This is a genomic window from Microtetraspora sp. NBRC 16547 (assembly GCF_030268965.1).
GTDB lineage: Bacteria > Actinomycetota > Actinomycetes > Streptosporangiales > Streptosporangiaceae > Microtetraspora.
Genome location: NZ_BSSE01000010.1, coordinates 1 through 25903 on the forward strand (window position 1 = coordinate 1; position 25903 = coordinate 25903).

Sequence of the window (25903 nt, forward strand, 5' to 3'; positions counted from 1 at the left end):
ATCTGCAAACTTCTCAAGCCGCGGGCGTACCAGCGCCATCTCGTCAGGTGTCACGACAGCATGATCCCGAAGTAACTCATCAAAATGATCACGTTAAGTGATCATCGATCTAACGAAGTACTACTAGGTCGCCGCGGTGGTAGACCAGACGCCGAGCTCGTCGATCAGTGCTGCTTGTAGGGGCAGCATCTGGTCGGCGAGCTCCGCGTCGGTCAACTGGGCCAAGTACGAGTTCGGCGGCGGCTGAGCACCCCGCGCCACGAGGAGTTCCACCACGCGCCACGACCGCGTGAATGGCCATACCGGGAACTCTCGGTCAACCGCGGGCCGGCAGGCGCAGGCCGGACATGCCGCCGTCGACGGCGAGGGACATGCCCGTCACCGCCCCGGCGGCCGGCGATGCCAGGTACAGCACAGCCGCGGCCACCTCCTGCGCGGTGACCAGGCGGCCGGTGGGCTGGCGGGCGGCGAGCCGGCGCTTCTCGGCCTGCGGGTCGTCGGCCTTGGCGAGCAGCCGCGCCACCCACGGAGTGTCGACCGTTCCGGGAGCGACGCAGTTGACCCGGATTCCCTCACCGACCAGGTCGGCGGCCATGGCGAGAGTCAGCGCGTGCACCGCGCCCTTCGACGCCGAGTACAGGGCCCGCTTGGGCAGGCCGGCGCCCGCCGCGATAGAGGAGACGTTGACGATCGCCGCCGCTTCGGACCGGCGCAGATAGGGCAGGGCGGCGGCGGTGGTCCGGGTGACCCCCGTCACGTTCACGTCCAGGACGCGTGCCCATTCCGCGTCGTCGTTGTCCTCGACGGTGCCGACAGCCGAGATCCCGGCGTTGTTGATCAGGATGTCCACTCCGCCGAATGCCTCCGCCACCGACTCCATCCCCGCGATGAGCGAGGCACGGTCGGCCACGTCGGCCCGGACCCCGTGGACACGCGGGTCGTCCGGCGCGCCCGGATCCAGATCGAACACCCCCACCCGGGCGCCGTCGGCGACGAGCGCCTCCACACAGGCGCGGCCGATTCCCGAGCCGCCCCCGGTCACCACGGCCACCAAACCGTCAAACATCACAAGAATCTCCGTCCAATCCAAGTAGTCGTCGAAGCCGGTGCACGGCGGCCTGGAAGGCCGCGCGGTCGAGGGTGTCGAAATACCGCTCGGGCAGAGTGTCCGCGGCGGGTGGCACGCCCAGGCGCGCATTGATCTCGGCCATGAGCCGCAGCCGCCGGTAACCGAGGGCGAGCACGTCGGGCCGGTCGCCGGTGACCGCCTCCACCAGATCACCCACCCGGTCCAGGGTCAGCGGCCGGGTCGGAGTCGCGGCGAACACGCACACGCCCAGCGCGTCCAGGCCCGACCACAGGGCCATCAGCACCGCGGTCCGTTCCACATCGATCTCGCCCGCCGGGCGGGGCACCCGCGCCCCCAGCCGGCGTACCTCCGGATAGGCGTACGGCAGGCCGTGCTCGGGGTCGAAATCGAGGTCGTGCTCGCACACGTCGTAGCGCGGGCCGAACGGGGCGACCGCGTAGCCGAGGCCCAGGTTGGGCTGCTGCCGCGGGTCGAACGGCGGCAGCGCCACCCCCTTGACGGTGTCGGGGCCGGGCGGCGGGTAGGCCCCGCCGTCGAAGGGCGTACGGCCGGCGGCGCGCAGCGCCTCGCCGTACGACACCGGGTCGACGCCCTGGCGCAGGCACTGCGCGTTGTCATCGAGGACGGCCGCGGTGTCCGTGATACCGAGGTCGCGGCCGAGCGCGGCGAGGGCCTCCTGGTGAAGCCCGGCACCCTGGAACGTCTTCACGCAGTCCGTCGGGCAGCCGGGGCAGGGTGCGACGCCGTCGGGCTCCGGCGCGGGCGCCATGACCGCGTCCGGCCCGACCGTGGGCCACACGCCGAAGCCGGGCGCGTTGTGCTGCCAGCCGGCGAGTGGATTGCGCGGGGCCTCCTCGGCGTACCAGCCGGTGATCTGGGCGAGGGCGAGCGGATCGGCGACGGGCGGGCGGTCGGTGCCGACGCAGACGACGGCCTTGACGTTCTTGGCACCCCACACCGCGCCGAAGCCCAGGCGCGGCAGCGGGTGCTGCCGACACGTGACCACCGACGCGTACGGCGTGCCCGCTTCTCCCGCCGGGCCGATCACGGCGACGGCGGCGTTCGGGCCGTGCCGGGCGACGAGCGCGTCGGTGGCCGTCCAGGTGTCGCTTCCCCACAGGTCGGCGGCGTCGTGCAGGCTCGCCGAGCCTCCGGTGACCAGGACGTACACCGGGTGTTCCGCGCGACCGCGCAGGACCACCCCGGTGGCGCCCGCGGCCCGCAGGCCCGCGGCGAAGGGCCCCTCGGCGCGGGTCTCCGCGACCCCGCCGGACAGCGGTGACACACCGACCGCGGCGACCCGGGCGAGCCCGGGCGCGGCGACGCCCGCGACGCTGGAGGCGACCAGCGCGCTCGGTGCGTCGGCCGCCAGGCGCCCCGCCGCCTCCGAAGCGGCCACATCGGCGGGAGCTCCGCCCCGACGGCCCCCATCAGGCAGCACGCCGGGCACATCAGTCAGCACGTCGGGCACATCAGTCAGCAGGTCGGGCAGGGCGTCGAGAAGCAGGCGCAACGCCTGGATCGAGCCGCCGTACCCCTCGACCGGCCGGGTGCTCACCCGCCCGGTGGCCAGGTCGACGTCGACTATGCCCATGCCGGCCCGTCGGGGTAGGAGTAGGTGGCGATGCTGTCCGCGCGCATCTCGGCCGAGAATCCGGGCAGTATCGGCGCGACGTAATGGCCGTCGCGGACGATCGCCGGGGCGAGGAAGTGCTCGTGCAGGTGGTCGACGAACTCGATGACCCGGTCATCGGTCGTGCCCGACACCGCCACGTAGTCGAACATCGACAGGTGCTGGACCAGTTCGCACAGCCCCACACCGCCGGCGTGCGGGCACACCGGCACGCCGTACTTCGCGGCCAGCAGCAGGATCGCGATGTTCTCGTTGACTCCGCCGACCCGGCACGCGTCGATCTGGACGAAGTCGACGGCGCCGGCTTGCAGCAGCTGCTTGAACACGACCCGGTTCTGCACGTGCTCCCCTGTCGCGACCCGGATCGGCCCGCCCTCGGGCGAGGCGGTGGCCAGGGCGGTGCGGATCGCGGCGTGGGCGAGGACGTCGTCGGGGCTGGTCGGCTCCTCGATCCACCACGGGTCGTACTCGGCCAGCGCCGTCATCCGGTCGACCGCGGTGGCGACGTCCCAGCGCTGGTTGGCGTCGACCGCGATCCGGATGTCCGGGCCGACGGCCTCGCGCGCCACCCGGAAGCGGCGGGCGTCGTCGGCCAGGTCGGCGCCGACCTTCAGCTTGATCTGGGTGAACCCGTCGGCCACGGCCTGCTTCGCCAGCCGGACCACCTTGTCGTCGTCGTACCCCAGCCAGCCGGGTGAGGTCGTGTACGCGGGGTAGCCGCGGGTCCGCAACGCCTCGATCCGCTCGGCACGACCCGGCTCGGCGGCCCGCAGGATCCGCAGCGCCTCTTCGGGGGTGAGCGCGTCGGTGAGGTAACGCCAGTCGACGAGGTCGACGATCTGCTCGGGGGTGAGGTCGGCGAGGTAGCGCCAGACGGGCTTGCCGGCTCGCTTGGCGACCAGGTCCCACATCGCGTTGATGAGCGCGGCGGCGGCGAGGTGCACCACCCCCTTCTCCGGCCCCAGCCAGCGCAACTGCGAGTCGTGTGTGAGCTCGCGGGCGAACGCGCCGAGGTCGACGGCGTCGGGGTCGGCTCCGACGACGAAGGGGGAGAGCGCCTCGATCGCCGCTCGGCAGATCTCGTTGCCGCGGCCGATGGTGAACGTGAACCCGTGCCCTTCCGGCCCTTCGTCGGTGCGCAGGACCACGTACGCGGCCGAGTAGTCCGGGTCGGGGTTCATCGCGTCGGAGCCGTCCAGCTCGCGCGACGTCGGAAACCGCACATCGAAGGTGTCGACCGCGACGATCACGGCCATCAGGCGCTCCTCAGGGCCGAACGCTGCCGGCCGAGGCCGTCGATCTCGACCTCCATCACGTCACCCGGCGCCAGGTAAGGGAACCGGCCAGACAGCGCGACCCCCTGCGGCGTACCGGTGTTGATGAGGTCTCCCGGATCCAGGACGGTGTACTGGGACAGGTGCCACACCAGGTACGCCACATCGAAGATCATGTCCTTGGTCGAGGAGTCCTGCCGGGCCTCGCCGTTGACCCATGAGCGCAGCCCCAGCGCCTGCGGATCGACGATCTCGTCGGGCGTCACCAGCCACGGTCCGAGCGGCTGGAAGGTCTCGCACGACTTGCCCTTCGACCACTGGCCACCGGACTGGTCGAGCTGGAAGTCCCGCTCCGACACGTCGTTGGACAGCACGAAACCGGCGATGTGCGCGAGCGCCTCATCCGGGGAGGACAGGTACCGGGCGCGTCGGCCGATCACCACGCCCAGTTCCACCTCCCAGTCCGTCTTCGCGGAACCGCGGGGGATCAGCACGTCGTCGAACGGCCCGACCACGGTGTTCGGGGCCTTGTAGAAAACGATCGGGACGGTGGGCGGCTCCGCGCCGGACTCGGCCGCGTGGGCGGCGTAGTTCTGGCCGACACACAGGATCACGCCCGGGCGCGCGATCGGCGCCCCGATCCGCTGTCCCTCGATGTCGATCTCCGGAAGTCCGGTCGCCTCGCGTACCCTCCGCACCCCGTCCGAGGCGAAGAACGCCGCGTCGAGATCGGCCGTGATCGACGACAGGTCGAAGTGACGGCCCTCGGTGTACAGCACGGGCTTCTCGGCCCCCATCGGTCCGACCCGCATGAGCTTCAAGAGACAACCTCCAGACGATAGGTACGGATCGCGGTGCCCGCCGTGACGGCGGCCCGCTCGGTCGCCGACAGCCCGCCCAGGCAGGCGTCGACCGTCTCCAGGGCGGCGGCGTACGAGGCGACGAGTTCGCACACCGGCCAGTCGGAGCCGACCATGAGCCGCTCGGCGCCGAACAGCTCAAGGGCGGCCTCGACGTACGGCCGGATCAGGGACACGTTCCAGCCGGGTCCGGCCTCCACCAGCAGGCCGGACAGCTTCGCGACGACGTTGTCGCAGGCGGCCAGGGGAGCCACGGCCGCCCGCCACTCGGCGAACCCCTCGGCTCCCGCGCCGATCCGCGGTTTGCCGAGATGGTCGAGGACGAAGACCGTGCCCGGGGTGGCCCGCGCCGCCTCGGCACTGGCGGCCAACTGCCCGACATGGACGACGAGGTCGTAGGTCAACCCCGCGGCGCCGAAGCCGGCCAGCGCCGCTCGTACGTCGGGGCGGGCGAGGTGCCCCGGATCGTCGACGCCCTGCACCTGATCGCGGATGCCGACCAACTTCGCCGCGCCGGGCAGGTCACGGTAGGCCGCCAGGGTGGCGGGCAGGTCGGGGTCGGTCAGTGACGCCCAGCCGACCACGCCCGCGATGCGCGGCGTCGTGGCGGCCAGCGCGAGGAACTCGGCGGTCTCGGCGGCGTCGCAGCGGCCCGCCTCGACGAGAACGGTGGCCGTGACGCCCGCCGCCTCCAGCCGGGGCGTGAGGTCGGCGATGGTGTAGTCGCGCCGGATCGCCTCCAGGCCCGGCTCGGCGAGCCACTGGTAGTCCGCGGTCCACAGGTGATGGTGCGCGTCGATGATCACGGTGTCGGTGCCTCCTCCGGCAGCAGGCCGTCCCTCTTCAGATCGGCCCACATCGCGCCCGGGATGTCCCAGTCGAACATCGCCGTGTTGTCGATGATCTCCTCCGGGCTCCGGGCCCCGATCACGACGCTCGCGACCGCCGGATGGCCGAGCGGGAACTGGATCGCCGCCGCGCGAAGTGGCACTCCATGCCGTTCGCACACCGCCCGGATCGCCAGCGCCCGATCGACCAGCGCACGGTCGGCCGGGGCGTAGTCGAAGTGGGCGCCCGGCTTCGGATCGGCGAGCAGGCCCGAGTTGTACACTCCGGCGGCGAGGACCGAGATGCCCTTCTCCCGGCACAGCGGCAGCAGCTCGTCCAGCCCCGACTGGTCCAGCAGCGTGTAGCGCCCGGCGAGCATGAGACAGTCGAAGTCGCCTGCCCGGGCGAGGTCCGCCAGCATTCCCGCCTGGTTCATGCCCGCGCTGACCGCACCGACCTGTCCTCGCGCGCGCAGCTCCGCCAGCGCCGGGTATGCCCCGCTCATCGCCTCCGCGAAGTGGTCGTCGGGGTCGTGGATGTGTGCGATGTCGACCCGGTCCAGGCCCAGCCGCAGCAGGCTCTCCGCGTGCGAGCGCAGCACCCCGGCGTGGGAGAAATCGAAAACCGGGGTGAGGTCGCTCGACTCCGCCCAGAATTCCTGCGTGTCGGCACCGCGGGGCACGAGCAACCGGCCGACCTTGGTCGACAGCGTGAACTCCTCCCGCGACTTGCCCGACAGCACCGCCCCGGCCCGGCGCTCGGAGAGCCCGCAGCCGTACAGCGGGGCGGTGTCGAAGTAGCGCAGCCCGAGGTCCCAGGCCGCCTCGACCGTCGCCCGCGCGGCCTCGTCGCCCACGGCGGTGAACAATCCGCCGATCGGCGCGAGCCCGAGGCCCAACCGGGTCACCTCCACGTCGGTGCGCCCCAGCCGGACCTTCTCCGTCGCCCTTTGCGTCGCCTTCTCCGGCCCCTTCTCCGGCCCCTTCTCCCGCTCTGTCACGCGGCCTCCTGCGAACCGTGGATCAGCCGGATGACCGCCTGGCTCATCCGGTCGTACTCGTGATCGTTGACCAGTTCGCCCGCGACGGCGAAGTCGCGCATCACCGCGATGCGGTCGGCGAGAGTGATCATCTCGGGCAGATCCGACGAGATGAGCAGAATGGCCATGCCCTGCTCGGCGAGTCCGGCGATCAGCTCGTGGAATGCGGCCTTGGTGCGAACATCGATGCCCACTGTCGGCTCGTCGATGATGAGGATGTCGCAGTCCGCGGCGAGCCACTTCGCCAGACTGACCTTCTGCTGGTTGCCGCCGGAGAGCTGTCCGGCGAGTTGGTCGGGCGAGGCGAGCCGGATGCCCAGCCGCTCGGTGTAGTCGGCGACCAGCGCCCGCTCCGCGCGGTCGCGCACCAGCCCCAGGCGCGAGAGCCGCCGCCATACGGTCACCGCGATGTTGCGCGCGATCGTCTGGTCGAGGAAGAGCCCCTCCTCCTTGCGGTTCTCGGTGACGTAGCCGATGCGGTGCCGCCGCAGCGCGTCGCCCACATCGCGGATGCGGGCCGTCTTCCCGTGCACCCGTACCTCGCCGGCGGTGATCTGCTCGAGTCCCAGCAGGGCCTTGGCCAACTCGCTGCGACCGGCACCGACCAGTCCGTACAGGCCGAGGATCTCGCCCGGGCGCACCGTGAGGCCGACATCGTGGTGCCCGGCGGAGGTGGAGACCCCGTCCAGGACCAGCGCCGGTTCGGCCGAGGGGTCGACGGTGCGCTGGGGGAGCCGTACCTCCTGGTAGGCCCGGCCCACCATCAGGTCGACGATCTGGTCACGGGAGTGACGGGCGAGCGGTTCGGCCTCGGCGACGCTGCGGCCGTCCCGGAGGACGGTCACCGTGTCGGCGACCGCGAAGATCTCCTCCAGCTTGTGACTGACCAGCACGACGGCGTGGCCCTGGTCACGCAGCCGGCGCACGATGGCGTACAGCCGGTCGGCCTCGTCACCCGTCAGCGACGCGGTCGGTTCGTCGAGCAAGAGCACCTTGGAGTCGGCCGAGAGCGCCTTGGCGATCTCCACGAGCTGCATCTGCGCCACCGACAGCCGCGACACCGGCGTATCGGGGTCGATGTCCACATCGAGCAGTTCCAGGCAGCGCCGAGCCTCCGAACGGACGCGGGCCCGGTCGACCAGCCCCTTACGCCGGGGAAGGTGCTGCAGGCAGATGTTCTCCGCGACGCTGAACGCCGGGATCAGGTTCCGCTCCTGGTGAACGACTCCGACGCCGGCCCGCTGGGCGTCCTGCGGGCTGCCGAAGTGCACCTCCTGCGGGCCGTCCGGCCCGGCCAGCAGGACACGTCCGCCGTCCGGCCGGTACACCCCGGTCAGGAGCTTGATCAGGGTGCTCTTGCCGGCGCCGTTCTCCCCCAGCAGGGCGTGGACGCTGCCGGCGGTCAGGGTCAACGTCGCCTGGTCGAGCGCCCGCACACCGGGGAAGGTCTTGACCAGCTTCTCGGCCGACAACACGATGCTCATCGCGCACCTCCGGTGAGTTTGTCGCGGGCCCGGCCGAGCAGGACGGCGCCCAGCACGACCGCGCCGATGATGAGGTCGACCCACCGGCGGTTGATGTCGAACTGCGCCTGCGTGACGTCGACCAGCCGCACCAGAAACGCCGCGAGCACCGTGCCGGTCACGCTCACCACGCCGCCGGCCAGGGCGACCCCGCCGATGATCGGCGCGGCGAAGCTGGACAGCAGCAGGTCGTCGCCGATCGACGCGTTCACCGTGCCGAACGCGGCCACCACGATGACGGCGGCGACCCCAGCGAGCAGGCCCGACAGCGTGTGGGCGAGTACGAGCGCCCGGTCGTTGGAGATGCCCGACAGCCGCGCCGCGAAGGGGTTGCCGCCGGAGGCGAGCAGACGACGCCCGGGCACCGAGTGGCGGAAGAACAGCGCTGTCGCGACGGCGACCGTCCCCGCCAACAGGAAGACCACGGGTACGCCGAGCACCGACGCCCCGCCCAGGGCACGCAGGCCCGGCGAGTAACCCTGATAGGTGCCGGTCCCGTTCACTCCGTAGCGCAGCCCTTCGAGGATCGTCATCGTGGCGAGAGTGACGATGAACCCGTTGAGCCGGGTGAAGACCACCAGCAGTCCGTTGACCAGGCCGACGAGCGCTCCGAGGGCCAGGGCGGCGAGCACCGCGAACGGCGCGGGCACGCCGGCTTCGACCAGCAACCACGCCGACGCCATCGCGCAGAAGCCGGTCAGTACGCCCACGGAGAGGTTCATCTGGCCGACGACGAGCACCACCATCTGGGCCAGTCCGATGACGATCGGCACCGCGAGGAAGCGGAGGAACGCGTCCATCGTGCCGGCGGTGAGCAGGTTGAGATCGGTGGCGACGGCGAGCGCGCCGAAGCCGACGATCGCGATCACGGCGAGGGTGAACTCGTTCGTGCGCACGAGGTTCTTCAGCGCGCGGTTCTTCATCACGGGGTTCTTCATCACGAGGTTCTTCATGACGAGGACACCGCCCTGCGCTCGGCGAGCACGGCGCGCAGCCGGTCCAGCGACAGCGCGGCCAGCAGGACCAGGCCGATGTAGAGCTTCAGCTCCTCCAGCGAGAACTGCAGGAGATTGAGGCCCTTGTAGATGACTTGGGTGAGGGTCGCCCCGAGCACTGTGCCGAGCACGCTGACCGCGCCACCGGCGAGCAGCGTGCCGCCGAGCACCGGGGCGAGGAACGACGGCAGCAGGAACGATTCGCCGATGCTGGCGGAGAACGCGCCGTTGTTGGCGGCGAGCATGAAGCCGGCGAGGGCGGCGAGCAGGCCGCTGGTGGCATGAGCGGCGACGATCCGCCGGTGCGTGGGGATGCCGGACAGTTCGGCCGCGACTGGATTGGCACCCGTCATCAGGATCTCCCGGCCGAGGCGCGCGAAGCGGAACAGCAGCCCGACGCCGAGCGCCGCGACGAGCGCGAACGGTACGACGAGCGGGACGCGCGGGCCGCACAACTCGCCCGCGCAGTAGTCGGCGAAGGTGTCGAAGCGCAGCTCGGCCAGTCCGGCCGGCTTCACCGCGAACGCCACACCGTCGGTCGCCTGCGTGTAGAGGATCGTCACCAGGCCCAGCAGGCCGAAGTCGAGCGCGAGCGTCACGACGAAGGAGTTCACGCCGGTCTTGGCGATGACCAGACCGGCGAGGGCTCCGATGGCCGCCCCCACGGCGAGGCCGATGGCGAGGCCGACCAGCAGCGGCACACCGAGCCGGTCGTACGCCAGTCCCATGGCGAACGTGGACAGCGCGGCCATCCGGCCGACGGCCATGTTCATGTGGCCAAGGGACAGCACGGCGAGCTGGGCCAGGCCGACGACGACGTACACGCTGACGTCGGCCTGCAGCGGCGCGAGGGTGAGCTTGGGATCGAGGAACGCGGGGCTCAGCGATGAGAAGAGCGCGACCAGCGCGGCGATGACGATGACCAGGCCCAGGCGCGGATTGGCCCAGAACGGCAGGACGCGCGACCGCGCGCCGGGGGGCGCCGCCGACGGCGCGGAGGCCGTCGGCGGCTGGGGAGAAGCCGTTCTCACGCGACTCTCCTGTCATCGATCGCGTCACGGTCCCAGTCGATGCCGAGGCCGGGCGCGGTCGGGGCGAGGGCGTGGCCGTCCTCGACGAGGATCTCGGTCCGGGTCACCGCGCGCAGCTGCGGGATGTACTCCAGGTAGCGGCTGTTGGGCACGGCCGCGCACAGGCTCAGGTGCAGCTCCATGAGGAAGTGCGGGCACACCGCCACGTTGCACGCCTCGGCCATGTGAGCGACCTTGAGCCACGGGGTGATCCCGCCGACTCGGGCGACGTCGACCTGGACGATGCCCGCGGCCTGGCGGCGCAGGTACTCGGCGAACTGCCCGATCGAGTACATCGACTCGCCGACGGCGATCGGGATGCTCGTCGAGCGGACGAGCAGCTCGTGACCGGCCACGTCGTCGGCGGGTAGCGGCTCTTCGAACCAGGTGAGCCCATGCGGTTCGAGCAGCCGTGCCCGGCGGATCGCCTCGGCGGCGGTCAACGACTGGTTGGCGTCGACCATCACGTCGAGCCGGTCACCGACGGCGGCCCGGACCGCGCCGATCCGCTCGGCGTCCTCGGCCGGGTCGGGCTTGCCGATCTTGAGCTTGACACCCTGCCAGCCGGTCGCCTGGGACGCCTTCGCCCCGGCGACCAGTTCGTCGACACTGAGATGCAGCCAGCCGCCCTCGGTGTCGTAGAGCGGGATGCGGTCCTTGGCCCCGCCGGCCAGCACCCACAGGGGCAGATCGGCGGTCTTGGCGCGCAGGTCCCACAGCGCGGTGTCGACGGCGGCCAGGGCCAGTGAGGTGATCGCGCCGACGGCGGTGGCGCGGGTGCTGGCGTGGAGGTCGCGCCAGATCGCCTCCACCCGGGTGGCGTCAGCGCCGATCAGGCGGGGCACCAGGTGGTCGCGCAGGAGCGCGAGCACCGCGGTGCCGCCGGTGCCGATGGTGTACGAGTAGCCGGTGCCGTGCCGGCCGTCGGCGGTGCGGATTTCGACGAAGAGCGTCTCCTGCTTGAGGAACGCCTGCACGGCGTCGGTGCGGACGGTCTCGACGGCGATGTCGACGAGGTACGCCTCAGCGTGCGTGATCGTGGACATCACTTGCACGTCAGGTACTCGGCGTCGAACTGCTTCTTGAGTTCGTCGGTGGTGGTGGTGCGGTCGGCCTCGTAGCTGTCCACGTTGTCCTTGGTCACGACGAACGAGCCGGAGTCGATGACGATGCCCGGCGTGGCCATCGTGCAGCCGCCGGCGATTTTGGCGAGGGCGTACGAACCGACGTAGGCCTGGCCGACCGGGTTCTGCAGCACGGTGCCGGCCACGGAGCCGTCGCGGAGACCGTCGAGGATCGCCTTGTCGTCGTCGATGGCGATGACCTTGATGGGCAGCTTCGCCTGCCGGACGCCTTCGGCGGAGGCGACCGACGGGTTGTAGGCGGTGTTGACGATGCCCTGGATCTGGCTGCCCTTGGCGGCGAGGAGGTCGGCGACGGCCTTCTGCGCGCTCTGCAGGTCCTTGTCGATGTCGGTGACGTTCTGGAGCAGGACGACCTTGCCGCTGGTCTCGGCGACCGCCTTCTCCACACCCTTGATGCGGCGCTGGGTGTTGGAGTCGACCTTGTTGCCGGTCAGATGGACGAGGTTGCCGGCGCCGCCGATCGCGTCGATGGCGGCCTTCGCGGCCTTGTACGCGGCGAGCTCGACGTCGGTGGACAGGCAGAAGTCGGCCTTGTTAGCGTCACCGGCGGGGCAGGAGGCGAGGGAGGCGACAGGGTAGCCCTGATGCTTGAGATCTTCGAAGGTGGAGTTGATGTTGTCGGGCGAGACACCGAAGACGCCGAAGGCGTTGTAGCCCTGTGCGGCGAGGGACTTGAGCACGTCGTTCTGCTTCGTCTGGTCCCAGCCGGCGGTCTCGTTGTAGGTGACGTCACCGAGCGCGAATTCGGACTTCGCCTTGGCTCCGGCATCCTTCCACGGCTGGAAGTACGGGTGCGAGCCGCCTGGAACCAAGGCCACCTTCACCTGGTCCATGGCCATCCCCTTGGCGGTGGCCTCGCCGGCGTCGTCGCTCTTCTTCGTACACGCCGTGGCGGTCACGGCAAGTGCGAGCACAGCGAGACCTGCGCCTATGCGGTCCAGCGCGGTGCGCCTCATGCGGTTCTCCTCGGGGGGCGACGGCGGATCATGGATCCTATAGGAAAGATTGTGCTGGTAATATGTACATGCATATGCCGTCCCCAGTCAAGGGCTCGGAGGAGACGAGATGGCGAAGGAAACCCGATTCCGGGTCCCACCGGCACGGCGACTTACCCTGACCGAGGATGTGTACGAGACGGTCAAAACGCTCATTATGGACCATGCGCTTCCGCCCAGTGAGCGGGTGAACATCGACGCTCTCTCCAGGGAACTCGACGTCTCTCCCACCCCCGTACGAGAGGCACTGGCCCGGCTGGAATCCGACGGCCTCGTGCGCAAGCGCCCGCTGTCCGGCTACACGACGACACCTCTGCTGACCAGGAACGAGTTCGACGACCTCTTCGACATGCGGCTGCTCCTCGAAAGCGCGGCCGCCGCCCGGGCGGCGGCCCGCGCCTCCGCCGCCGAGCGGGACAAGATCACCGCCGAGGCCGCCGCGACCACCGAGGTAGGCGACGGACAGCGGAGGAACCCGGCGTTCACGGCCCAGGACGCGAGATTCCACGACCTCATCGCCGAGGTGGCGGGTAGCCCGCTGCTCCGCGACGCCATCACCCGGCTCCACGCCCACCTGCATCTGCACCGCCTGTACTTCCCGGTCGCGACGGCCTCCGACACCCGTGCGGAGCACGAGCGCATAGCCGCCGCCATCTCCCACGGCGACCCGGACGCCGCCGCGACCGCGATGCGCGAGCACCTCACAGCCGCCCGGCAGCGCCACCTGTCGGCCTTCGACCAGATGCCTCCAGCGGGAGGGCCGGCGACCGCGGTCTGACCTCGCCGGACGGGGAGTTTGACGTCCGCCGCCGGTGGTGTCACGTGAGCCCGGTGGTGTGACGGTCCGCCGCATGCGGAACGTTCGGAGGGGTATTGAACGGCCATCCGCCCGGACAGACGGGGGCGGCTGTTCGTCCTGGTGATGCCCTGTCTCGGTAGGCCGGCGGGAGAAGGGGGTGCTTCGGCGATGTCAGACGTCGTGGACCGCCTGATCAGCTCGCTCAACGCCCATGATCTCGACGAGGTGATGCGGTGCTACCGGGCCGACGCGGCCATGGTCGGCCCGGTGATGGAGGCGGGAAGCCCCGAGGAGATCGGCTCTTACTTTCTGCACGTCTGGCAGGGGTTTCCCGACTTCGGGCTCACTGTGTGGGAGAAGATCACCTGTGGTGAGGTCGTCGCGGCCGAGCTGCTGATCTCAGGCAGGCAGACGGGGCCCTACCTGATGATCGGCGGCGAGATACTGGCACCGACGGGCCGCAGCGTCAGCCTGCGCTGTTGCTGCTTCTGGAACGTCGAGGACGACCTCATCGCCAGCCAGCGCATCTATTACGACCAGTTGGAAATCTACGCTCAGCTCGGGTTCCGGCTCCCGAGCGACTTCGAGGCGACTTAACCCTTTCGGCCGGCGGCGAGCTGGGACTCGGCGCTGCCGAGCAGCATCTCCAGGGCGGCGGGGTAGGCGCTGTCGTTCATGCCGGCGACCAGCAGGGGGGCGACCGCCGCGATGTTGGGGTGAGTGGCGGCCGGCAGGCGGGCGTAGGTCGCCTGCCAGATCTCCTCGTCTGCCGTGCGTGCTTCCACGGGCAGCGCCAGGGACGCCGCGTCCAGCGCGGCGAAGGCCAGGGTCATGTCGATGAAGGCGTGGTAGATGCGGACCACGTCTCGGTCCGGGAATCCGGCGCCCCGCAGCAGCCCGAGGATCGCCTCGTCGGCCGCGACCTCGTGAGACTTGCCGGTTATGCGGTTGGCGGTCAGCACCGCGGCCTGTGGGTGTTCGAGGTAGGCGGCGTGGATGCGCAGGCCCAGTTCGCGCAGGTCGGCGCGCCAGTCGCCGGTGCTGTGCCAGCCGGCCATCGCCTGGCCGATGAGCATGTCGCCGATGGCCAGGGTCAGGTCGTCCATGCCGGTGAAGTAGCGGTAGAGCGTGCTGGGGTCGGCACCCAGGGCCGTGCCGAGCCGTCGCGCGCTCAGACCCGCGGAGCCGTGCTCGCGCAGCATGCGCAGCGCGGTCCGCACGATCAGCTCCTCTGAGAGGACCATCCCGTTCTTTGTCGGGCGGCGGCGTTGCCGCGCCGACTCCGAGACCACCGGCTTGGGCACGGTGCTCCCTCCTCATCCTGTTTCCTGCTCCGTTACCCGGGAGCTTATGCCAACACCATTGACGTATGAAGGGGTGGTGGCGTTGGATCGGGCGCACCGAAGGCGTGCGCCTTGGAAAGGGGAAGGTTCTGTCATGCGTGTTCTGCTCGTCGGCGCCGGTGGTGTGGGCACGGCGATCACCCGGATCGCGGCCCGCCGGTCGTTCTTCGACCACATGGTCGTCGCCGACTACGACCAGTCCCGCGCCGAGGCGGCCGTCGCCGCGCTCGGGGAGGCGGGCACCCGCTTCAGCGCCGAGCGGGTCGACGCGAGCGACGAGGCGGCCGTGGTGGCACTGCTGGAGGCGCACCGCTGCGACGTCCTGCTCAACGCCACCGACCCGCGCTTCGTGATGCCGCTGTTCCGGGCGGCGCTGAGCGTCGGTGCGCACTACCTGGACATGGCGATGTCGCTGTCCCGGCCGCACCCGGAGCGTCCCCACGAGGTGTGCGGGGTCAAGCTCGGCGACGCCCAGTTCGAAATGGCCGCCGAGTGGGAGAAGGCGGGCAAGCTCGCGCTGGTCGGCATCGGTGTGGAGCCGGGGCTGTCGGACGTCTTCGCCCGGTACGCCGCCGACGAGCTCTTCGATCACATCGAGGAGATCGGCATCCGCGACGGCGCCAACCTCACCGTCGAGGGATACGACTTCGCGCCCTCGTTCAACATCTGGACCACCATCGAAGAGTGCCTCAACCCGCCGGTCGTCTACGAGGCCGACCGGGGCTGGTTCACCACCCCGCCCTTCAGCGAGCCGGAGGTGTTCGACTTCCCCGACGGCATCGGCCCGGTCGAGTGCGTCAACGTCGAGCACGAGGAGGTCCTGCTCGTACCCCGCTGGGTCGACGCCAAGCGGGTGACCTTCAAGTACGGGCTGGGCGAGGAGTTCATCCAGACGCTGCGGACCCTGCATCTGCTGGGCCTCGACCGCACCGAGCCGGTCCAGGTCCCGGGTGAGGGCGGCGCCCCCGTCATGGTCTCCCCGCGCGACGTGGTCGCGGCATGCCTGCCCGACCCGGCGACCCTCGGGGAGCGCATGCGCGGCAAGACGTGCGCGGGCACCTGGGTCAAGGGCACCAAGAACGGCAGTCCGCGCGAGGTCTACCTCTACCACGTGGTCGACAACGAGTGGTCCATGCGGGAGTACGGCTCCCAGGCAGTGGTGTGGCAGACCGCCGTCAACCCGGTGGTGGCCCTCGAGTTGATCGCCGCGGGCACCTGGTCCGGCGCCGGCGTCCTGGGCCCGGAAGCCCTTCCGCCTCGGCCCTTCCTCGATCTGCTGACCGCGTACGGCACCCCTTGGGGCATGCGCGAACAGTGACCGCAGGCGTCGGGGCGGCCTGCCCCGGCGCCAGGGCTACGGCACGGTGCTCCACCGCGCCGACCGGCTTTCGTTGTCGACGATGGCGGGCTGCGGGTGCGGCCCGGTGACTCTATCTATTTGCCCTGCGGGCGGCGGCCGCTCGGCGCACCGCGTACGCCGCGGCGCCGACGGCCAGCACAGCGGCCCCGGAGACCACCGAGGAGACCGGCAGGGCGAAGGCAAGGGCCAGACAGCCCGCCAGCCCGAGCACGGGCACGATCCGTGCGGGGCGGCCCTCGGCGGGGGAGAGGGTCCATGCGGCGGCGTTGGCGACGGCGTAGTACGCCAGCACCCCGAATGACGAGAACCCGATCGCGCCGCGGAGGTCCGCCGTCGCGGCGAGGACCGCCACAACGCCGCCGACGGCGAGTTCGGCGTGATGCGGCACTTTGAATCGCGGATGAACCGCGGCCAGGATGTGCGGCAGGTGCCGGTCGCGGGCCATGGCCAAGGTGGTGCGCGACACGCCCAGAATCAGCGCCAGCAGGGAGCCGAGCGCGGCCACCGCGGCTCCCGCGCGCACCACCGGTACCAAGCCGGGAAGACCCGCGGCGCGGACCGCGTCGGCGAGCGGGGCGGTGGCCTCACCCAGGCTGGTACCGCCCAGCACGGCCAGCACCGCGACCGCCACCGCCGTGTAGACGACCAGAGTGATGCCGAGCGCAAGCGGGATGGCGCGGGGAATGACGCGGGCCGGGTCGCGGACCTCTTCGCCGAGCGTGGCGATGCGGGCGTACCCGGCGAAGGCGAAGAACAACAGGCCCGCTGCCTGCAGCACCCCGCCGAAGGTGGCGCCGGAGCCGATGTCCAGCCGGGTGGCGTCCGCCTCGCCGGAGACCGCCACAGTGACCGCGACCGTGGCCAGCACCGACAGGACCACGGCGACGATCGCCCTCGTCAGCCAGGCGGACTTGTGCACTCCCGCGTAGTTGACCGCGGTCAGCGCCACGACGGCGGCCACCGCCACCGCGTGCGCCTGTGACGGCCACAGGTATGAGCCGATGGTGAGCGCCATCGCCGCACAGGAGGCGGACTTGCCGACCACGAAGCCCCACCCGGCCAGGTAGCCCCAGAAGTCTCCGAGGCGCTCGCGGCCGTAGACGTAGGTCCCGCCGGCGGCCGGGTAGCGTGCCGCCAGCCGAGCCGAGGAAGTGGCATTGCAGTATGCCACCACCGCCGCGAGTGCCAGTCCCAGGAGCAGGCCGGGACCGGCCGCGGCCGCGGCAGGCCCCAGCGCGGAGAAGACACCGGCGCCGATCATCGATCCCAGGCCGATGACCACGGCATCGGTCAGGCCCAGGCGCCGCTCCAACATCGGCTGCCCGGCTCCGGTCGACGTGCCGGCCATGGCGTTAACCCTCCATCGACGTGAAACGGATTCGAGATCGGGTTTCGATCGAGGCCGACGAAGCCGCGGCTCTCTCGAGGACGTCACCATCCTCGCGCAACCTCGGTCACCCCCGCGCCGGCCGGTCCGGCGTCCTACCGCTTCAGCCGGAGCGTGACCAGTTCGAACGGCCGCAGCGTCAGGGGCACCGTGTCTCCCTCGTCCCCCTCGCGCCGCGGCTCGCCGATGGGCCGCTCCAGCAGGTCGGTCGCCGTGACGCCGGTGATCGGGAAGCCCGCGGTCAGGGTTGCCCGGGCCCGGCCGCCATGCGCTTCGTGGAACCGTACGATGACGTCGCCGCTCCCGTCGTCGGCCAGCTTGACGGCGGTCACGACGACCGCGTCGTTGTCGAGCGTGACCAGCGGCGCGACCTCGGCGTCACCGAGCACCCGTCGCGCGGGCAGGTTGATGACGTAACCCTCGCGGACCGCGTCGCCGATCGTCGCGCCCGGCACGAGCGCGTGCCGGAACCGGTGCACGCCCTGGTCGGTCTCGGGGTCGGGGAAGCGGGGGGCGCGCAGCAGGGAGGCCCGGAGCGTGGTGGTCGTCCCGCCGTCGGAGGCGCGGACCGCTCGGGTCACGTCGTGGCCGTAGGTCGAGTCGTTGACCAGGGCCACGCCCCAGCCGGGCTCCTCCAGGTGCACGAAGCGGTGGTTGCACGCCTCGAACTTGGCGGCCTCCCAGCTCGTGTTGGTGTGGGTGGCCCGGTAGGTGTGGCCGTACTGGGTCTCCGAGGCGTACCGCTCGGCGCGCACATCCAGGGAGAAGGCCAGCTTGAGGAACTTCTCGGTCTCATGCCAGTCGACCTCGGTCTGGATGTCGAGCCGCTTGGCGCCGGGCGGGAGGCTGAGCGACTGGGTCACCTTCGAGCGGCCGAACGAGCGGGTCACGCGGACCGAGCCCGGCTCCTCGCCGGGCGCCACCTCGTCGGCGTCCACCAGGTCGGTGACCGTGTTGCGGTAGAACTCGTCCACGTCCCAGGCGTCCCACATGTTGGGGAAGTCGGGGTGGATCTGCAGCAGGTTGGCCGCCCCGCCGGGCGCGACGGCCTCCCGTTCGGCGGCGAGGTCATAAACCGACACGACCAGGCCGCGCCCGTCGATCTCCACCCGGAGCAGGCCGTTGTCGAGGATGTGGCCGCCCCTCTCGCCGACGGCGTCACGCGAGCGGACGCCGGTGGCGCCGCCGACGAGGAGAGGCGCGGAGGCGCCGCCCGCCGCGACGCCCTCGCGGGTGTGCGGTGCGGAGTTGAAGAGGAGCGGCGTGCCCCCGGCGGGATCACCGGCGAGGGCGCGCTGCGCCGCGTCGATGATGCCGTCCAGCTCCTCGGCCACGGCCGCGTAGGTTTTCTCGGCCTCGCGGTGCACCCAGGCGATGGACGAGCCGGGCAGGATGTCGTGGAACTGGTGGAGCAGCACGATCTTCCAGACCCGGTCGAGCTGCTCGTACGGGTAAGGGTGCCCGGCCCGTACGGCGGCGGTCGCGGCCCACAGTTCGGCCTCCCGCAGCAGGGACTCGCTGCGCCGGTTGCCCTGCTTGGTCTTGGCCTGGCTGGTCAAGGTGGCGCGGTGGAGTTCGAGGTAGAGCTCGCCGACCCAGACGGGCGGGTTGGGGTATTCGGCTTCGGCCTTGGCGAAGAACTCGGCGGGCGTCTCCCAGGTGACGGTGGCCGAGCCTGCCAGGTCGCGCATCCTGGCCGCCTTGGCGACCATCTCGCGGGTGGTGCCGCCGCCCCCGTCGCCCCAGCCGGTGGGGGCGAGGGAGCGCCGCGCGACGCCCTTGTCCTTGAAGTTGCGCGCCGCGTGCGCGATCTCGCCGCCCTTCATCGAGCAGTTGTACGTGTCGACGGGCGGGAAGTGGGTGAAGATCCGGGTGCCGTCGATGCCCTCCCAGAGGAAAGTGTGGTGCGGGAACGTGTTGGTCCGGCTCCACGAGATCTTCTGGGTGAGCAGCCACTTCGACCCGGCGGCCCTGATGATCTGGGGGAGCCCGGCGGCGAAGCCGAACGTGTCGGGCAGCCACACCTCGTCGTTCTCGATGCCGAACTCGTCCAGGAAGAACCGCTTGCCGTGCACGAACTGCCGGGCCATCGCCTCGGAGCCCGGCATGTTGGTGTCGGACTCCACCCACATGCCGCCTGTAGGGACGAACCGCCCGGTGGCCACCGCCTTGGTCACCCTGGCCCAGACCTCGGGCCGGTGCTCCTTCACCCAGGCCCACTGCTGCGCCTGCGACATGGCGAAGACGAAGTCGCGCTCGCTCTCCAGCAGCGCGGTCATGTTGGACGTGGTGCGGGCGACCTTGCGCACGGTCTCGCGGAGCGGCCACAGCCAGGCCGAGTCGATGTGCGCGTGGCCGACGGCGCTGATCCGGTGTGCGGACGGCTCGGCGGGCGTGGACAGGACCCCGGTGAGCCGCTCACGGGCGGCGGTCGCGGTGCCGTTCACGTCCTGGAGGTCGACCGCGTCGAGCGCCCGCTCCACGGCGCGCAGGATCTCCCAGCGGCGGGCGCCCTCGACCGGCAGCTCCCGCATGAGCTCGCCCAGCACCTCCAGGTCCATCACCAGCTGCCACACGGTCTCGTCGAAGACGGCCAGGTCCATGCGGCCCAGCCGGTATTGCGGCCGGGTCCCGGCGGTCTCCTTGTCGCCGAGCGTGGTCGGCAGGAAGGGGTGGTAGTCGAGGACGACGGGGTTGGACGCGGCCTCGATGTGCAGCCGCACCTCCTCACCGCCCTCGACGGGCGCCCCGACGCGTACCCACTGGTTGCGCGGGTTGAGACCCTTCACCGGGGTGCCGTCGGGGCGGTAGACGAGACCCTCGCACTGGAAGCCCGGCATGTTCTCGTCGAACCCGAGGTCGAGGATCGCCTCGACGGTCCTCCCCGCCCATTCGGCGGGCACCACGCCGGTGACGGTGAACCAGCTCGTGCCCCACGGCGGGCCCCACTCGTCCCCGACCGCGATGGGCCCGGGTACGGCCGACAGGCCCTCGGCGACCGGAACCGGCTCGCCGGGCGCGTGCCAGACGGCCACGTCGAGCGGCACGGACGCGGGATACACCGCCGGCCGGATGCGCTCGTCGAGGACGCGCTTGAGGCGGGCTTCGACCAGATCGCGGTCGTCATGCATCGGGGCTCCTGAACATCTGAACGGTCAACCGGAAACGCAGCTTGGCCAGGGCATACCCGGCGAGGGCCGCCTCCACGGCCTCCGACGGTCTCGGGCCAGGGCGAGGTGTTCCAGGCGAGCACTCCCTCCTGAACCGCCCCCTGAGGCGGGGCGGCGTGTAAGGACGGCTCCTCTGCCGTCGCGTGTTTGTCGTACCGGCTCGGTACGGTCCGCTTGTTCCCGCGTGAACGTGGGGGAGACGCCTCACAGGTTCCGGGGAGTTGAGACCGACGTGGAGTTCCGAGGAGTTCCGATGCCCGAGACCATGCTTCCTGACGACCTGGCGCGGCTTCTGCCCGACGACGGCGTACGCCGCACGCTGGAGGTGACGCCGCCCGCCGGTCGCCTCGTGGCCCCGGATCCGTCCATGGTCACCCCCGGTGCGACGGACTTCGAGCGGCCGGTCCTGTGGATGAGCTCCCAGCCTGTCGATGGAAGGGTCTGGTCCGCTTTCCGCGACCAGCATCCGCGATCGGGGTTGTGGCCGCTGCTCCTGCTGCACGACCTGGCGGACGGGGATGACGACCGTCCCTGGGCCGACGGCGAGCTCACGCCGTGGCCGGTGGCGGAGATCGACGAGCACGACGCCGCGGCGTTCGTGGCCGAGGAGTGGTCAGGCTGGACGGAGGAGGCCGATGGGGACGACCAGGTCTTCGGCCTGAAGGATCTCGAACCGTTCGGCCGCGAGTGTCCGGGGCTGGCTCCCGTGGCGGCCGTCACCGAGGACCCGTCGGCGGTCGCCGACCGGTTCGCTCGGGAGATGGCCGGGCGGCCGGCGCATCTGGGCCTGGTGGCGGCCGGGCGAGGCGCGGACGCGCTGACCGTGATCGGCTGGCTGGGACCGATCAACCGTCACGAGACGCCGCCGCTGTCGGCGATGCTGCGCAGCTGGGAGGAGCGCTTCGGCGTCCGGGTGGTCGCCGTCGGCTTCGACACCCTCTACCTCAGCGTCGCCGCGCCGCCGACGACGCCGGAGGAGGCGCTGCGGGTGGCGGCCGAGCATTTCGTGTTCTGTCCGGACAACATCCAGCAGGGCGACGCCGACGGCACGCTCAGGTCGTACGCCGAGCGACTGGTCGGCGCGAACGCGTGGGCCTTCTGGTGGGACTAGGGAGAGGGTTCTCCGTCCCTGAGGCGGAGCCGCAGCCAGGTGACCAGGCGGGTGCCGGGATCTGGACCTCTACTCCTGCCGTGCCGGCTCCTCCGCGGACCCGCCCGACAGGTCGAACTGGTCGTCACGCCACTCGCCGGCCAGTCGCGTGCCCGAGTGCTGCTCCTCGCGCGTTCGCAGCTCGACTCGGCGGATCTTGCCGGAGATCGTCTTCGGCAGGTCGTAGAACTCCAGGCGGCGGACGCGGAGGTACGGGGGCAGGTGCTCCCGGGAGTAGGCGAGGATCGACCGCGACGTCTCCTCGTCGGGCTGGTAACCCGGCGCCAGGGCGACGTACGCCTTCGGCACCGCCAGGCGGACGGGGTCTGGCGCGGGAACGACGGCGGCCTCGGCGACGGCGGGATGCTCGATGAGGACGCTCTCCAGCTCGAAGGGGCTGACCTTGTAGTCGGAGGCCTTGAAGACGTCGTCGGTGCGTCCGACGAAGGTGATGTATCCGTCGGCGTCCCGGCTGGCGACGTCTCCGGTGTGGTAGTAGCCGTCCGCCATCGCCTCGGCGTTGAGCTCCTCGTCCCCCTGGTATCCGGTCATGAGGGTCAGCGGGGCCTGGGACAGGTCGAGGCAGAGCTCGCCCTCGCCCTCGCCGGGGACCTTCTCGCCGGTCGTCGGGTCGACGAGGACGACCGGGACGCCCGGCAGGGGGCGGCCCATGGATCCCGTCTTGACGCGCTGGCCGGGGGAGTTGCCGACTGACGCGGTGGTCTCGGTCTGCCCGAAACCGTCCCGGATCGTCAGCCCCCATCGCTTCTCGACCTGGTTGATGACCTCGGGGTTCAATGGTTCCCCCGCGCCGACGGCCTCGCGCAGCGCGACCGGGGCTTCGGACAGGTCGGCGTTGATGAGCATGCGCCACACCGTGGGTGGGGCGCAGAACGTGGTCACCTTCTCGGATCGCAGCTGCGCCAGGAGCGCCACCGGGTCGAAGCGCGAGTAGTTGTAGACGAAGACGGTGGCCTCGGCGAGCCATGGGGCGAAGAAGTTCGACCACGCGTGCTTCGCCCAGCCCGGCGAGGAGATGTTGAGGTGGACGTCCCCGGGCCGCAGCCCCAGCCAGTACATGGTCGACAGGTGGCCCACGGGATAGGACACGTGGGTGTGCTCGACGAGTTTCGGCCTGCTGGTCGTGCCCGACGTGAAGTAGAGCAGCAACCGGTCCCCGCTCGCGTTGCCCGGGTGCGGCAGCGGCGCGGCCTCCAGCTCGTACGCCGCCGCGAGCTCCCGCCAGCCCTTGACCGCGCCTCCCACGACGACCTTCAGGTAGGACCCCGGAACGGTCTCGAACTTCGGCGCGTCGGCCGCGTTGCAGATGACCGCCTTCGCGTTCCCACGGTCGAGCCGGTCGACGAGCTCGGCGGGCCCGACCGCCGTGGTCGTCGGCACGACGACCGCGCCGAGCTTGATGATCGCGAGCATCGACTCCCACAGCTCGACCTGGTTGCCGAGCATGACCACGACGCTGTCGCCGCGGCCCACTCCGCCGGCCGCGAGATGGCGGGCCACCTGGTCGGACCTGCGGCACAGCTCGGCGAACGAGTACGCGGAGCGGCTTCCGCCCTCCTCGACGATCACCAGGCCGGTGCGCTCGTCGTCCCGCGCCCACGTCTCGAACCAGTCGTGCGCCCAGTTGAAGGTGTCGCCCACATCGGGCCACGAGAACTCCGCGACGGCGCTGTCGTACGACGTGCGCAGGTCGATCAGGCGGTCCCGTGCGGCTCGCAGGGCGGACGTGGGGTCGAGTGACATCGCAGCCTCCTTGGGGGTCCGTCGCACATGGTGACTTTGATTCCTCCGTCGCGACACCCCCCGATGGGGGTCACGGGAGGAGGCCGTGGCGACGGGCGGCGACGACGGCCTCGTGCCGGCTGTGCACGTCGAGCCGGACGAGGATGTCGCGCATGTAGCTCTTGACCGTCATGGGTGCGATGCCGAGCTCCGCCGCGACGCTCGCGTAGGTGCGTCCCGTCGCCACCATCGACAGGACCGCCAGCTCGCGCGCGCGGAGCGCGGGCACGTTCTCGGCCGCGTTGCCGGCCGCCTTGCCAGCCGCATTGCCGGCTGCCTCGCCGGACAGCTCCTCCAGCAGGTCGCTGATCCGCTCGCGGACCACGCCGTCGACTGTGCTCTGCCGCAACGCGTGCAGGCCGGAGTGGACCTTGCGCAGCCGTTCGAGCGCGCTCGCGTGGAGCCGGTCGACCGACTCGACGTGAGCGGCCACGCGCCGCTCGATCTCGTCCTCCACGGCCAGCTTCCGTGCCAGCACGCGGGCCGCGACCGTGGTCGCGGTCTTGAGGCGGTCGCCGAGGCCCGGGCTCTCGCGGACGGCGGAGTAGATCACGCCGCGCACCGTCGTGCCGACGAGCACGGGCGCCGCGACGGTAGCCCGGATGCCTTCGGTCAGGACCGGGAAGTCGTAGTCGTGGGAGATGTCGTCCGCGATGCGGTAGTCGTCGACGCCGACCACGCGGCGTTCGCCCCAGGCGCGGCCGCCGACCCCGGCGCCCGGGGACACCGCGAGCCCGGACAGCAGGCGGGTCCGGGTGCCGTCGAAGTGTGCCAGGCACAGCCGGCCGTCCACCACCGGGCCGCCGAAGGCGATCGGGGCGCCCGTGGCCTCGCGCAACGAGCGCAGCTCCTGCCCCCACAGGTGCGGGATGTCCGGGGGCGTTTCGCCGTCGAGCCTGACCATGCTTCATCTTGCCCTGGTTCGACCGCCGGGGGAATACCTGGTCGCCGGCTGGCAGATCCCGGTCAAGAGGGGGTAAGCTTGGCCGCTGCGAAGGGGAGTAGCCCCGCGAACCGGTCGTCGACACGCTGGAGCCCCCGGCTCCCGGTGGCCGGGCCTGTGATCTGAAACAGGCGGGCGAGACCTTCGGCCCATTGTCGACGACGTGTGCGCGTCGCGGGGCCGAAGCCGTGCCGCCGCCCCCGCGCCGGTCGATCTCGGACCTCGCGACCGCGGGAAGGTTGGACGAGGTCGTGATACATGTCCTGTTGCTCATCGCCTGCGCGGTGGCGATCTATTTGTCCTGCGAGTGGTTCGTCAACGCGGTCGAGTGGCTGGGTGAGCGGCTGAACGTCGGGAAGATGGCGGTTGGCACCATCCTGGCGGCTTTCGGAACGGCACTGCCCGAATCCGTGGTGACGCTGGTCGCGGTGACCACCGGCGGCACGGAGGAGGCCAAGAACATCGGGGTGGGCGCGGCGATGGGCGGCCCGCTGGCCCTGGCCACCGTCGCGTACGGAGTGAGCGGCGTGGTCCTGCTGCTCCATCGGCGCAGGCGGCGCGCGGCTGTCATCGCCGGAGGCTCCGGCGAGGTTGAGGTGGATCCTCCGGGTGACTCCGCGCAGGCGCTCGGAACCGCGCGGGACATGGCCCGCCTGGCCAAGGACCAGACGTGGTTCCTGCCGATCTTCATCGTCAAGGTCGGGCTCGGCCTCGTCGCGTTCGCGTTCAAGCCCGTGCTGGGTCTGCTGTTCTTCGCCGCCTACGCCGTGTACTTCTGGCGTGAGATCCGCGGCGGCCACGATGATGACGACGAGCTGGAGGTGGAGCTGGAGCCGCTGAAGTTCCAGCCCAAGGCGGCCGCGCCGGCCACCTGGGCGGTGATCGCCCAGACCCTCGTCACCCTCGTGGTGATCTTCTTCGCGTCGCATCTCTTCGTGACCCAGCTGGAGATCATCGGCCCGATGATCGGGCTGTCCGCCTCCGTCACGGCGCTGTTGCTGTCTCCCATCGCCACGGAGCTTCCTGAGACGATGAACGCGATCATCTGGATCCGGCAGGGGAAGACCAAACTGGCCCTGGCCAACATCTCCGGCGCCATGATGATCCAGGCCACCGTGCCGAGCGGGTTGGGGCTGCTGTTCACCGCCTGGAAGTTCGACGGCGCCCTCCTGTGGTCGGGGCTGGTCACGATGGCGGCGATCGTCTACCTGCTGGCGAACATGCGCGCCCACAGGCTGACTCCCCTCCGGCTTGGGATGGCCGCCGGCTTCTACCTGGTGTTCGCGATCGGGCTCATCCCGATCCTCACCTGAGGCTCCGGCCGGTCGATCGACGAACGGCGGCCGGAGGCCATGACCGTACACATGGCGGCACACATGGCGGCACACATGCCGTACGCCTGGCCGTACGGACCGGTCGCCGGGGACCTTCGGCCCTGCTCACCGGGGCGCCGATGTGATGCGCTGGCCTCGTACTTCAGCCGCCGGAGTCGCGCC

22 protein-coding genes are annotated in these 25903 nt (G+C 70.9%); 5 read left to right on the top strand and 17 right to left on the bottom strand.

All coding sequences use genetic code 11. The features are described from left to right. Positions 1–123 precede the first annotated feature (123 nt). From QSK17_RS15750 to QSK17_RS15805, 12 genes are read right to left on the bottom strand one after another with little or no spacing between them, the layout of a single operon-like run. Positions 124–261: a hypothetical protein gene (locus tag QSK17_RS15750; RefSeq protein ID WP_285705495.1), complete on the bottom strand. Its 138-nt coding sequence runs from the start codon at positions 259–261 to the stop codon at positions 124–126. A gap of 55 nt (positions 262–316) precedes the next feature. After that, positions 317–1066 carry an SDR family NAD(P)-dependent oxidoreductase gene (locus QSK17_RS15755; RefSeq protein WP_285705496.1) on the bottom strand — a complete coding sequence of 250 codons (750 nt, stop codon included), beginning with the start codon at positions 1064–1066 and terminating at the stop codon, positions 317–319. Beyond that, positions 1059–2684, bottom strand: coding sequence for an aldehyde ferredoxin oxidoreductase N-terminal domain-containing protein (locus QSK17_RS15760; protein ID WP_285705497.1), 1626 nt, complete (start codon positions 2682–2684; stop codon positions 1059–1061). Before QSK17_RS15760 ends, QSK17_RS15755 begins: the two co-directional genes overlap by 8 nt. Continuing rightward, positions 2675–3979, bottom strand: a complete 1305-nt coding sequence (locus tag QSK17_RS15765) for an L-fuconate dehydratase (RefSeq protein ID WP_285705498.1) — start codon at positions 3977–3979, stop codon at positions 2675–2677. The genes QSK17_RS15760 and QSK17_RS15765 overlap by 10 nt, the downstream gene beginning before the upstream one ends. Further along, positions 3979–4809: a fumarylacetoacetate hydrolase family protein gene (locus tag QSK17_RS15770; RefSeq protein ID WP_502889218.1), complete on the bottom strand. Its 831-nt coding sequence runs from the start codon at positions 4807–4809 to the stop codon at positions 3979–3981. The genes QSK17_RS15765 and QSK17_RS15770 overlap by 1 nt, the downstream gene beginning before the upstream one ends. A gap of 5 nt (positions 4810–4814) precedes the next feature. Continuing rightward, entirely contained in the window at positions 4815–5663 is an 849-nt protein-coding gene (locus QSK17_RS15775) for an amidohydrolase family protein (RefSeq protein WP_285705501.1), read from the bottom strand. Next, entirely contained in the window at positions 5660–6685 is a 1026-nt protein-coding gene (locus QSK17_RS15780) for an aldo/keto reductase (RefSeq protein ID WP_285705502.1), read from the bottom strand. The genes QSK17_RS15775 and QSK17_RS15780 overlap by 4 nt, the downstream gene beginning before the upstream one ends. Then, the gene (locus QSK17_RS15785; protein WP_285705504.1) at positions 6682–8208 is read right to left on the bottom strand and encodes a sugar ABC transporter ATP-binding protein; all 1527 of its coding nucleotides are present in this window, start codon (positions 8206–8208) and stop codon (positions 6682–6684) included. Before QSK17_RS15785 ends, QSK17_RS15780 begins: the two co-directional genes overlap by 4 nt. Next, positions 8205–9200, bottom strand: a complete 996-nt coding sequence (locus QSK17_RS15790) for an ABC transporter permease (protein ID WP_285705505.1) — start codon at positions 9198–9200, stop codon at positions 8205–8207. Before QSK17_RS15790 ends, QSK17_RS15785 begins: the two co-directional genes overlap by 4 nt. After that, positions 9197–10273, bottom strand: a complete 1077-nt coding sequence (locus QSK17_RS15795) for an ABC transporter permease (protein WP_285705506.1) — start codon at positions 10271–10273, stop codon at positions 9197–9199. Before QSK17_RS15795 ends, QSK17_RS15790 begins: the two co-directional genes overlap by 4 nt. Continuing rightward, positions 10270–11358, bottom strand: a complete 1089-nt coding sequence (locus QSK17_RS15800; protein ID WP_285705507.1) for a mandelate racemase/muconate lactonizing enzyme family protein — start codon at positions 11356–11358, stop codon at positions 10270–10272. The genes QSK17_RS15795 and QSK17_RS15800 overlap by 4 nt, the downstream gene beginning before the upstream one ends. Beyond that, positions 11358–12413, bottom strand: a complete 1056-nt coding sequence (locus tag QSK17_RS15805) for a sugar ABC transporter substrate-binding protein (protein ID WP_285705508.1) — start codon at positions 12411–12413, stop codon at positions 11358–11360. Before QSK17_RS15805 ends, QSK17_RS15800 begins: the two co-directional genes overlap by 1 nt. Positions 12414–12522: 109 nt before the next feature. Here QSK17_RS15805 and QSK17_RS15810 point away from each other — a divergent pair, with 109 nt between their 5' ends. Both QSK17_RS15810 and QSK17_RS15815 read left to right on the top strand, forming a co-directional pair. Continuing rightward, positions 12523–13230 (top strand): GntR family transcriptional regulator, encoded by a 708-nt coding sequence (locus tag QSK17_RS15810; protein WP_285705509.1) that lies wholly within the window; start codon positions 12523–12525, stop codon positions 13228–13230. Between the two features lie 189 nt (positions 13231–13419). After that, positions 13420–13848, top strand: coding sequence for a nuclear transport factor 2 family protein (locus QSK17_RS15815; protein ID WP_285705510.1), 429 nt, complete (start codon positions 13420–13422; stop codon positions 13846–13848). Here the strand turns inward: QSK17_RS15815 and QSK17_RS15820 are convergent. Further along, positions 13845–14555 carry a TetR/AcrR family transcriptional regulator gene (locus tag QSK17_RS15820; protein ID WP_285705513.1) on the bottom strand — a complete coding sequence of 237 codons (711 nt, stop codon included), beginning with the start codon at positions 14553–14555 and terminating at the stop codon, positions 13845–13847. The two genes, QSK17_RS15815 and QSK17_RS15820, sit on opposite strands and share 4 nt — an antisense overlap. 133 nt (positions 14556–14688) lie before the next feature. Between QSK17_RS15820 and QSK17_RS15825 the strand changes: the two genes are divergently transcribed. Then, positions 14689–15912: a saccharopine dehydrogenase family protein gene (locus QSK17_RS15825; protein WP_285705514.1), complete on the top strand. Its 1224-nt coding sequence runs from the start codon at positions 14689–14691 to the stop codon at positions 15910–15912. 112 nt (positions 15913–16024) lie between these two features. Here the strand turns inward: QSK17_RS15825 and QSK17_RS15830 are convergent, their stop codons facing one another. Next, on the bottom strand, positions 16025–17302 hold the full coding sequence (locus tag QSK17_RS15830; protein ID WP_285705515.1) for an APC family permease: 1278 nt from the start codon (positions 17300–17302) through the stop codon (positions 16025–16027). Between the two features lie 134 nt (positions 17303–17436). Beyond that, positions 17437–20472, bottom strand: coding sequence for an alpha-mannosidase (locus QSK17_RS15835; RefSeq protein ID WP_285705516.1), 3036 nt, complete (start codon positions 20470–20472; stop codon positions 17437–17439). Positions 20473–20764: 292 nt separating this feature from the next. Here QSK17_RS15835 and QSK17_RS15840 point away from each other — a divergent pair, with 292 nt between their 5' ends. After that, on the top strand, positions 20765–21622 hold the full coding sequence (locus QSK17_RS15840) for a DUF4253 domain-containing protein (protein WP_285705517.1): 858 nt from the start codon (positions 20765–20767) through the stop codon (positions 21620–21622). Between the two features lie 69 nt (positions 21623–21691). Here the strand turns inward: QSK17_RS15840 and QSK17_RS15845 are convergent, their stop codons facing one another. Together QSK17_RS15845 and QSK17_RS15850 are read right to left on the bottom strand one after the other, a co-directional pair. Beyond that, positions 21692–23425, bottom strand: a complete 1734-nt coding sequence (locus QSK17_RS15845; protein ID WP_285705518.1) for an AMP-binding protein — start codon at positions 23423–23425, stop codon at positions 21692–21694. 70 nt (positions 23426–23495) lie between these two features. Further along, positions 23496–24368: a helix-turn-helix transcriptional regulator gene (locus QSK17_RS15850; RefSeq protein WP_285705519.1), complete on the bottom strand. Its 873-nt coding sequence runs from the start codon at positions 24366–24368 to the stop codon at positions 23496–23498. Between the two features lie 290 nt (positions 24369–24658). Here QSK17_RS15850 and QSK17_RS15855 point away from each other — a divergent pair, with 290 nt between their 5' ends. Next, positions 24659–25720 (top strand): sodium:calcium antiporter, encoded by a 1062-nt coding sequence (locus tag QSK17_RS15855; RefSeq protein WP_285705520.1) that lies wholly within the window; start codon positions 24659–24661, stop codon positions 25718–25720. Positions 25721–25903: the final 183 nt, after the last annotated feature.